The sequence below is a fragment of the Methylibium sp. T29-B genome (assembly GCF_000576225.1).
GTDB lineage: Bacteria > Pseudomonadota > Gammaproteobacteria > Burkholderiales > Burkholderiaceae_C > Methylibium > Methylibium petroleiphilum.
This window is the reverse complement of sequence record NZ_AZSN01000147.1, coordinates 1-8,701: the sequence shown is the minus strand read 5'-3', so window position 1 is coordinate 8,701 and position 8,701 is coordinate 1. Positions and strand designations below refer to the sequence as shown.

Annotated in this window: 5 protein-coding genes and 2 pseudogenes; all 7 read right to left on the bottom strand. The window is 65.5% G+C overall.

Going from position 1 to position 8,701, the window contains the following annotated elements:
• Positions 1 to 2,355 (bottom strand): hypothetical protein (locus Y694_RS17545; protein WP_036234853.1); only part of this gene is annotated, 2,355 nt, incomplete at its 3' end.
• Positions 2,352 to 3,956 (bottom strand): hypothetical protein, encoded by a 1,605-nt coding sequence (locus Y694_RS17540; RefSeq protein ID WP_036234851.1) that lies wholly within the window; start codon positions 3,954 to 3,956, stop codon positions 2,352 to 2,354. The genes Y694_RS17540 and Y694_RS17545, both read right to left, overlap by 4 nt.
• An 8-nt stretch (positions 3,957 to 3,964) precedes the next feature.
• Positions 3,965 to 4,318: a hypothetical protein gene (locus Y694_RS17535; RefSeq protein ID WP_036234848.1), complete on the bottom strand. Its 354-nt coding sequence runs from the start codon at positions 4,316 to 4,318 to the stop codon at positions 3,965 to 3,967.
• Positions 4,315 to 4,515, bottom strand: a complete 201-nt coding sequence (locus tag Y694_RS17530; protein WP_036234846.1) for a hypothetical protein — start codon at positions 4,513 to 4,515, stop codon at positions 4,315 to 4,317. The genes Y694_RS17535 and Y694_RS17530 overlap by 4 nt, the downstream gene beginning before the upstream one ends.
• The gene (locus Y694_RS17525; protein ID WP_036234844.1) at positions 4,515 to 4,775 is read right to left on the bottom strand and encodes a hypothetical protein; all 261 of its coding nucleotides are present in this window, start codon (positions 4,773 to 4,775) and stop codon (positions 4,515 to 4,517) included. Before Y694_RS17525 ends, Y694_RS17530 begins: the two co-directional genes overlap by 1 nt.
• A 214-nt stretch (positions 4,776 to 4,989) precedes the next feature.
• Positions 4,990 to 8,018: pseudogene (locus Y694_RS17520) on the bottom strand (Tn3 family transposase).
• Positions 8,015 to 8,592, bottom strand: a pseudogene (locus Y694_RS17515) (recombinase family protein). The pseudogenes Y694_RS17520 and Y694_RS17515 overlap by 4 nt, the downstream one beginning before the upstream one ends.
• Positions 8,593 to 8,701: the final 109 nt, after the last annotated feature.

Below are 8,701 nucleotides of genomic sequence, written 5' to 3'. Positions count from 1 at the left end.
ACTGCCATCGTCGGGCTTGGTCATCCGCTTGAACGACTGCAGCGAGCGCTCGATCTCTGCAGTGACTGCAGTCGCTTCCGAATGCAGAGCGCTCTGCATCACCTGGTCGCGCTTGAACTTCGCAGCGGCAGCGGTGTCGCCTCGGCGGAAAGCAACCCCAGCTTGTTTGCCTGCACGATCGGCAGAGGCTTCGAATTGAGAGGGTCGGATGCCACGCACCAGGCGGCGCGCGATCGATTGCCCGGCATAGCGCTGGGCATCCCGCTCCAGTGCGGCTTTACTCCCCAGGGCATTGGAGAGTGCAGCGGCCTCGGTCGACAGGAAGCGAGCACGGGCACGATCGGCCACGAGAGCTTCCGCTGAGCGCTCGCGTGAGATCGCGTCGGCAATGTCCGGGTGCTCCTCGCGCATGCGCTCCTCGACCAGGCGCTCGATCACGGAAGCCTCGGGTTCGCTGGTGCCGATGTCCTGCCGCATGGCATCCGCGCTGCTGTAGCCGAACATCTCGGCCACCACGTCGGGCGGCAAGGCTTTCCCCTCGTCCGTGGCGAGGAAGCGCTGCACCGCATAGACGGGCTCCCGGGCGATCTCTGCAGTGATCTCGGGCTCGATGCTGGCGCGGGCCGCATCGGCCAGTCCTCTGACCTCGGCGCTCGCCTTGGTCTTGGCATTGGTCAGCCACTTGAGGTCGCGAAGGGATCGGGTGTCCCGGATCTCGATCGCACGCTGCGCGGATTCGTCGGACGCCTGCATGTAGGCATTCCAATCGTCGGCGCTCATGCTGTCCTGGGTCAGCAAGGCATCGCCAGCGGGCTCCGCCAGCTCGGTCGCGATCTCCGACACACCATCGAAGGCCTGGGCCTCGGCGGCGGTCATCGCCTCAGGTGCAGTCCGCAGGTTGGGCAGCAGCTGATCCCCGGGGAGGTGGGCCACCAGGTCGGCCAGCGTGATCGCGACATCGCCACCGGTGGCCTGGGCTTCACCCACCTGGGCGGCCACGTTCGGCGCTGCGCTGAGGTCGACGCCTGCGAGGTGCTCCGGCGCGATGTAGAGGACGGTCTCGGGCTGGAGGTGCTCGACCAGCTCGGCGAAGCTCTCGGGGTCGCGGGTTTTGAGGACCGAAGCCTCGGCAGCCTTGATGATCTCGCCCACCTTCTCGGCATCGTCGAGGGCTACCTGCGCAGTTTCGGCACGGGCCACGCTGCGACTCTCGGCGATGCGGCCCCAGGTCAAGCCCGCCACTTCAGGACCGGCGCTGACGCCTTCGCCGAGGATCTCCAGGGCAATTTCGACCGGATCGGCTTCCTCGCCGACAGCCTGGGATGCCTGCGCTGCGCCGATGCCGCCGCCGGCCCCTTGGACGCCCGCCTGGCCGAGGATGTTGGTGAGCTGGTTGCGACCCAGCTTCAGGCCCATCGCGGCGCCTGCCACGGCGTTGGCGGGGACTTCTGCGAGTGTCTTGGTCCAGGCTCGTTGTGCGGCCTCGGGCTCCGCCAGACCCTTGGATAGGCCTTCCTGGTAGTTCGCACCCAGCGACTGCAGCACGACGGCGGTGCCGTTCCCAGCAGCGCCAGCGACAGCGGTGCTCACCCCCTTGGCAACGAGCTGGTTGCTCACGTTGCTGACGATCGCCGATCGGACCGGTGCGGTGGCCGCAGCCCCGAGTCCGAAGCCCAGCAGCGAGGCCGGGAGCTGCTCGGTCAGGAACTTGCCGACGATCTGGATCGGGTTCTCGGCGGCAGCGATCTCGCCAGGCAGCTTGACGAGCGTTCCATACCAGGTGCCGCCGCCGGTTTCCTTGGCACGTTCACCTGCGGCCTGCAGTTCGGGGTCCGATCCCTGCGCGGTGTAGAAGGCGCCGGTCTCGCCGAGGATGCGCTGGGTTTCTGCGCGGTCGGCACCGACAGCCCGGGCGAGTTGATCGGCCGCGAAGTCGAGTGTGAGCTTTGCGCCTGCGACACCCTTTTTCAGGGCATTGCCGAAGGTGTAGGTGCTGGTGAGGCGCTCCATACGCGCGAGCGGGCCGCTGTCGTCCTGGGCCGCAGCAGCGAAGGTCGGATCGGCGTAGCGGTGGCGCAGGATCGGCGCCTCCGCGGTGTCGGCTTCTACCCGCTCGATCGCGAGGCGGCGCTGCACGGCCGGCATGTTCCTCTGCACGACATCGAACGGCAGCCCGGACTGCCGGCCCAGCTTCACGGCGCTCGCGGCCTGCTCCGGTGCCTCGGCGAAGCTGTAGACGTTCGTTCGAAGCGCGGCGCCTCGATCGCTCGCGAGGGATGCAGCTTCCGCCGCGTACCTGTTCGAAGGCGCATCGCTGGCGAGTTCTGCCGCCGCCTCCGCATAGGGGTTGGTCATGGGTTCACCCGCTTGTAGAGGGCCAGGCGGTTGGCCGGGGTCTGCGGCAGTCCCTGGGCCTTCAGCGCTTCGTTCAGGTCCTGCAGTTCAGTCGCTGGGGCATCCGTCGGCGCGTTCGGCGTGAAGCGCGTGCGCTGGTCGGGCGTGAGTTCGAACATGCGCTTTTGGCCCCACAGCCAGGCGTCGGGGTCGGGGCCTTGAAGGACCGCTTCGTCGATGATCTTCTGGCGCTCATCGAAACCCAGCGGCTTGCCCTTGGCCTGGGTGGCGTCGTCGACAGCCGATTGGACGTAGCTCAGGAACTTGCCCTTGGCATCGGCCCGCTTGATGCCCAGCGCTTGCATGGTGGCGTTCATCTGCTGGCTGAGGGTCACGGCATCACGCGGTGCCTTGCCGGCCTTCTCGGTCTTGCCCTTCAGGTCGAGCAGTTGCTCCATCTGGCCGGGGCCGATCTTGTCGACGTACTGCTTGAGGTCGGTCCTGGTAAAGGCCTGGGGGTCGTCCATGGCCTGCTGACGGAGGGTGAGGTACAGGTCCCAATTGGTCTTGACGGGTTGCCCCTGGGCTTCCATGCGGCGCTGCCGGGCTTCGGCCTGCTGGCGGTTCAGGACGGCCGCCCGGTGGGTGTCGCTCAGGCGGCCCCACGTCGTCGTGCTCACCTTGCCGGTCTGCTCGACCTCCAGCAGTGCAGTCCCGTAGTTCTGCTCCTCGTGGTCGCGGCGCGTGGCCTCGGCATAGGCGTACCTGCCCATGACTTCGGTCTTCAGCAGCTTCTCGTGCTCGCCCTGGTAGTCCTTCTCGATGAGCTGCATCGCCTCGCCCAGCGGGATCTTGCGGGCCATGATCTCGTCAGCCTGGTCCTGCGACTGCATCAGCATGTCCGACTTCTCGATCACCTTCAGCAGGGTCGGGAGCTTCTCGGCGGGGACCATGGACATCAGCGGCGACTCACGCAGGCCGGCGGGGTCCTTGCCTGCCATCGAGAGCGCTGCGGCGTAGGCGATGCTGCCCTTGGCCTGCTCGCGCATCTCGTTGCGTTCGAGCACGGACAGCTGATCGCTGTTGTCGATCTCGGCCACCTGCTGGGCGATCAAATCCAGCGCCTGGGCGGGATCGATCTCTGCAGTGGCGGCGCGCTTTCCAAGCGTCGAGGTGAGGGTCTGCCGGCGATACCCGGAGCGGGCATCGGCTTCGAACTCGATCGACTTGGTGAGCACACCTTCGCGGAGGCCGGCGAGACGACTCTGGAGGATGCGCGCCTCATCGTTGCCGGCCGCGCCACGCAGTAGCTTCGCCTTGAAGTCATCGAAGTTCCGCAGCGTCTTCTCTGTGTAGGGCTCGGCGCCGGAGGGATCGAACTGGTTTCGCCTGTCGATCTCGGTGCGCGTCCATTCGAGTTGCGCGTCGGCGATCTTCTCCGTGGCGCGGACCTTGGACTGCTCGAATTCGGCTTGCTGGTAGGCGTCCGCAGCGTCGGCCACGCCGCGCACCAGGCCGCTGGGATCGACAGGCCTGACGCCGCCGCCGTCACGTAGGGAGCCGGCGCCGACACGTTGGAAGGTCGGGGCGAGTTCGGATTGGATGATGGGGATCTTCGGCATGGCCGCTCCTAGTAAACTTCACTGCCCGATTGGCCCCGACCCACAGCGTGCAAAAAGCGTCCTGCGGTATCCCCGGTGTGAGCCTCCAACCGCTTACCGGGAGACTTGGGATCCCAATCGGGTCTTTCCTTCTGCTCGACCAGCGTGACGATCGGGCCACTCATGCGCTCTGCATCGGCCACAGCACGGTCTCGCAGGGCCTGGCCTGACTCCCCTGGTTCACGGATCCAGATCTGGCCGGCGCCGGTGTAGCGCTCGGCCTCTCCGGTGCGCAGCAGGTCGCGGATCACGACGACGGCGGGGGCGGACATCACCGTTGCCTCCAAGCGCTGCAGGCGCCTCGCAATGGTGGTGACGTTCATAGGACCGACCGCGGGAGACGCTGGCGGGTCAGGTTGGCGACGTAGACCACGCGGCCAGCATCACGGGCCGCACCGATGCGCCGGAGCTTGCCCTCGAAGTCGTCATCCGGCCGGATCACGAAGCCGAGCGGCATCTTGTCGAGGTTGGTGTCGCGCTCCACACGACGGAGCCGGTTCTGCATGGATTGCAGGTTCATCAGGTTTTCCTTCCACCCTGTCGGGCTTCAACGGCTGCGAGCCGCTCGTCAATCTCTCGCATCAGCACGGTCTGGCCGATCTGCTGGAGCAGGTAGGCAAGCCTTGCAGCGTCCGAGGGCGTGGGCATGGCTCCGGCCTTCTTCCGAGCGCCTCGGTACAGCCGGGCCATCTCCGCTCGGACTGCCTCGGTGCTGTCCAACCGGCCGACGCGGATCCCCACCCGGGGGGAGGTCTCGTCCGGATCCGCGCGTTTGCTCATGCAGCGCCGCCTCCACTACGCACCTGCGCGCGCTGAGCGAGGGCTTGGATGACGGAAATCGACCGACCGAGACCTGTTGATTCAACGAAGGTCTTGTAGTCCCTGCCTGCCTTGACGGATGCCGGCAGAGCATCGAACAGCCGGCGGCCTTCCTGGTTGGCGAGGGCGAGTTGTTCCTCGTAGGGGTTCTAAGCCAGAACCGCCGAAATTTCCGTCATCCCAGCTCCAGCCCCGCCACGAGCGCATCCAGGTCGATCATCTTGCCGTCGCTCTGGAAGGTGTAATGCCCGTTCAGCAGGATGTGCCGCCAGGCCGCCGGCGATATCTGGGTCAGGAGAGCGTGCGCCTTGGCGTTGCCGCTCGCCTCGTACTTCATCAGCAGCCGCGAGAGGATGGCCGAGTTGTAGAAGATGACCGCGTTGGCGATCAGCCTGGCGCACTGGTTGCTGATCTCAATTTCGATGTCGGTGCGCCCGGTCAATTCCTTCTTGCCGCCGACCTGGGCGATGGTTGAGCGTAGCTGGTGATAGGACTCGATGCGGTTCTGTGAGCGGTGAACGTTGCGCTCCAGTTGCGGATCGCGCAGGTAGCGCAGCGTGTAGATGCTGCGGATGAGCTTGTCGAACTCGAACACCGCGCGCCGCGTGGGGTTCGGCGCGGTGTAGGTGCATAGCTTGCGGATCAGCGTGCCCTGCGTCATCTCCTTCAGTCCGAGCGTGGCGACAATCTGGTCGAGGTTCGGCTTCTCGCTGACTATGAGATCGCGGTCGATTCTCCCGGCCGGCCGGATCAGGCACTGATCGTACAGCGCCGGATCGTCGGCACTGTAGAGTTCCTTCAACTGATCGCCAAGGTCGGTGAAGCGCGGCTCGAAACGCAGGCCGAACCAGTGCAGGATAGCGAAGTTGGCCTTGTTGACGCTGTGCATGTCGCCGGTGATCGCGGTCGGCACGATGTCCGACGTGTTGCGATACCAGATGTCGAACACGTGATGGGCCTCGTAATCGTGCGCGCCGATCAGGTAGCCGTTGAGCGGCACGTGGTTGCACAGCAGCGTGTAGGCGACCACGCCCTTGCCGCGCCCAAAGTATTTGCGCGAGTGGCGCGCTTTCACGGTCGGCCGCTCGACGCCGAATTTCTGACCATCGACGGCACCGTACAGTGCATCGAGGTCGAACGAGTAGTACGGGAAGATCGGCAGCGCGGCGATGGCGTTGCTGATGCAGTCGTTGGCCGCGTGCAGCGTTGCGTGGCGCAGGTACTGTTGGTAGGCGCTCTCCAGCACGTGGTACGGGATGTCGCTGGTGCGTGCCATGACCTGGTTGCCGTGGTTCATCGCCTGCGCGATGATGACCGCCATCAGGCTGTCGGCGTCGGCGACCTTCTTCGCATAGCGCGGCTGCAAAGGCGTCAGCGCCGACAGGAACTGGCACTGGCCGTTGACGAAGCGGAACACGTCGGCCACGTCGCAGAACGGCAGTTGCTCGTAGAACGCCTTCTCGCGCGCCTTCTGGTTCTCGCCCTTGGCTTGCGCCATGTCAGCTTCTGCGTGTCCTTGTCGTATTCTAGGTGCGTCAGCTTGCCCTGCTTCAGCTCGCGGTTGAAGGCCAGCCACTGAGCGCGCAGCTCGGTCGCGAGCGCATCGAGCTGGGCATCGAGTGGCTGCCGCAGGAACGGGATGTCGATCTGCGCCAGCACGGCGGCCTTCTCATCCAGCGAAACCAGCTCGTCGGAAAAATGCCGGTGCTGCAAGCTGTCGTCGAGGTAGAGTTCACCCGACTGGAAGCGCTTCCTGACCTGGCGGTACAGCCAGAACTCGTAGCGGTCGGCATGCAGGTCCGTCGGCTTGCCATCGGCATCGAAGGTCAGCAGGTACGGTCGCAAGCGTTTCGGCAGCGTGGCCGCTGGACATTCGGCGAGCGGCCGTTGCGATAGGCGCTGCTGTTTGGCGAACACGTCCTTGGCCCAGGCCAGCGCCACGAGCCACGGGCTGCCCGGATCAGTGCCAGCGAGGTCGAGCGCGACATACAGCGGCCGAAGATGGCGGCGGATGCGCTCAGCCAGGCCGTCCACCGCCTGCCAGTGCAAAGCCAGCTTGCTCACCGGCTTCACGCTCATGCGCTGCGCGGTGGTTTGCAGCGTATCGCGGGGCATGATTTTGTAGGCGCGCTGGCGCACATCGCCGAACGGCGTGGGATCGGGCACGCTGTCGTCGATGTAAAGCGACAGCAGGCGGCCGACCTGCGGTGTGTCTTGCTGACGGCGCACCTGCTCGGCGACAAAGGATTGCTTTGCGCCCGCACTGCTTTCGTCCTCCAACTGCTTCATGTGGTAGGCCATCGCATCGACCAGGTTGTCGGAAAGCTGCCGGTAGCGCACCCAGGCATAGCAAAGCAGGTAGAGGTAGGTCTGATCGGCCTTCAGGTTGCGTAGATCGTGGACGGTGTAGAAGTTCGCCAGGCTGGCGTAGTACAGCAGATTCTGCTGCGAGACGCCGAGCTTGGGCAGCAGCGCCTTGGCGATCCGGTGCAGCGGCTCCAGCGTGGCGCGCTTTTCGCGTTCGCGGGCCATCTGACGCCAGCCAAAGTCCTTGGCGTCCTGCTTGAGCGCCGCCAATTGCGACAGGGTGTCGTCACGCACTAGAAGCCGACCCAGCGCGGCCTTGGCCGATTCGTCCAACACTTCCGACAGCAGGCCAGCCAGCCGCCGACGCTCGGCGGACAGGGCTTCGCTCACCAGCTCTTGCAGGGTGGTATAGCCGGGCCGGATGATCTTGTGCTCGTTTAGCCAGACGATCAGCTCGGCGGCGATGAACCCCGGCATCACGTCGCGCCGCACGGTCTGCGCGGCCTGCTGCGCGAGCTGCGCCAGGAACTCGGCCGCCCACGGCCGGTAGCCGAACAGATCGGCAATCCACTCGCGCTGGGTGTAGTGCTCGTGCTTGGAGATTGGCTTGTGCTCGAAGGACTCGCCGTGGAAGTAGCGGCTCAGCACGAAGGCGCAATCGTGCTCGACCTCACTCCAGTCGAAGCGGAAGAAGGCATGCTTGGCCTTGAAGTAACCGATCTGCAAGATGCAATAGACCTGGGCATGGAGACCAGGCCGGCTGCTGGCGAGCGCCAGTTCGGTTTCAGTCAACGCCAAGTATTCCAGCCGCTGGGCGTCGTCGAAGTCCGGCAGGCCGTACAGGGCTTCCTGCTCGGCGTCCGACAGGACGGTCAATCGTTCGCTCTTGGTCGTCATCGCGATGACGCTCCACGAGAGCCCGTCCAACCAACCCGTGCCAGGGTCTCGATCAGCGTGGTTCGCTTGACGCCGAAGTTGCGGCACACCGCCGCCTTGGACATGCCGCCATCGAGCGCAGCGACGATGGCCTCCAGCTTCTCGCCGGTGATCGCCTGCGGCCGGCCGCCGATCCGGCCGCGTTTGCGGGCGGCAGCCAGACCGGCGACGACACGTTCCTGGATCAAGGCGCGTTCGTACTGCGCGAGCGCGCCGAACACCTGGAACAGAAACTCGCCCGAGGCGTCGTGGTATCCAGGTTCTCCGTCAGCGAGCGGAACGCCACCTGCTTTTTCTTGAGCGAGGTCACGATGGCGAGCAAGTGCGACAACGAACGGCCGAGCCGGTCGAGCTTCCACACGACCAACACGTCGCCAGGGCGAACGAATTCGAGCGCCCGCGCCAGGCCCGCGCGGTCGTCCTTCGCGCCGGAAGCATGATCCTCGAACAGATGCCGCGCATCGACGCCGACGGCGAGCAGCGCATCGCGCTGCAAGTTCGTGCTCTGGCGGTCGGAGTCCGACGACACGCGCATGTAACCTACCAACATAAGCGGAAAACCATTAAGACGAGGTTTCCGTATGGTAGCGTCTGGCGACAGAGTTTTCCGCACAATTTTGCGGCCACTCGGAGGTTGGTGCAGA

What these genes read in the sequence shown, in the direction of transcription:
- Y694_RS17535 (WP_036234848.1), bottom strand. Translation starts at nt 4,318, where the DNA reads ATGAACGTCACCACCATTGCGAGGCGCCTGCAGCGCTTGGAGGCAACG.
- Y694_RS17530 (WP_036234846.1), bottom strand. Translation starts at nt 4,515, where the DNA reads ATGAACCTGCAATCCATGCAGAACCGGCTCCGTCGTGTGGAGCGCGAC.
- Y694_RS17540 (WP_036234851.1), bottom strand. Translation starts at nt 3,956, where the DNA reads ATGCCGAAGATCCCCATCATCCAATCCGAACTCGCCCCGACCTTCCAA.
- Y694_RS17525 (WP_036234844.1), bottom strand. Translation starts at nt 4,775, where the DNA reads ATGAGCAAACGCGCGGATCCGGACGAGACCTCCCCCCGGGTGGGGATC.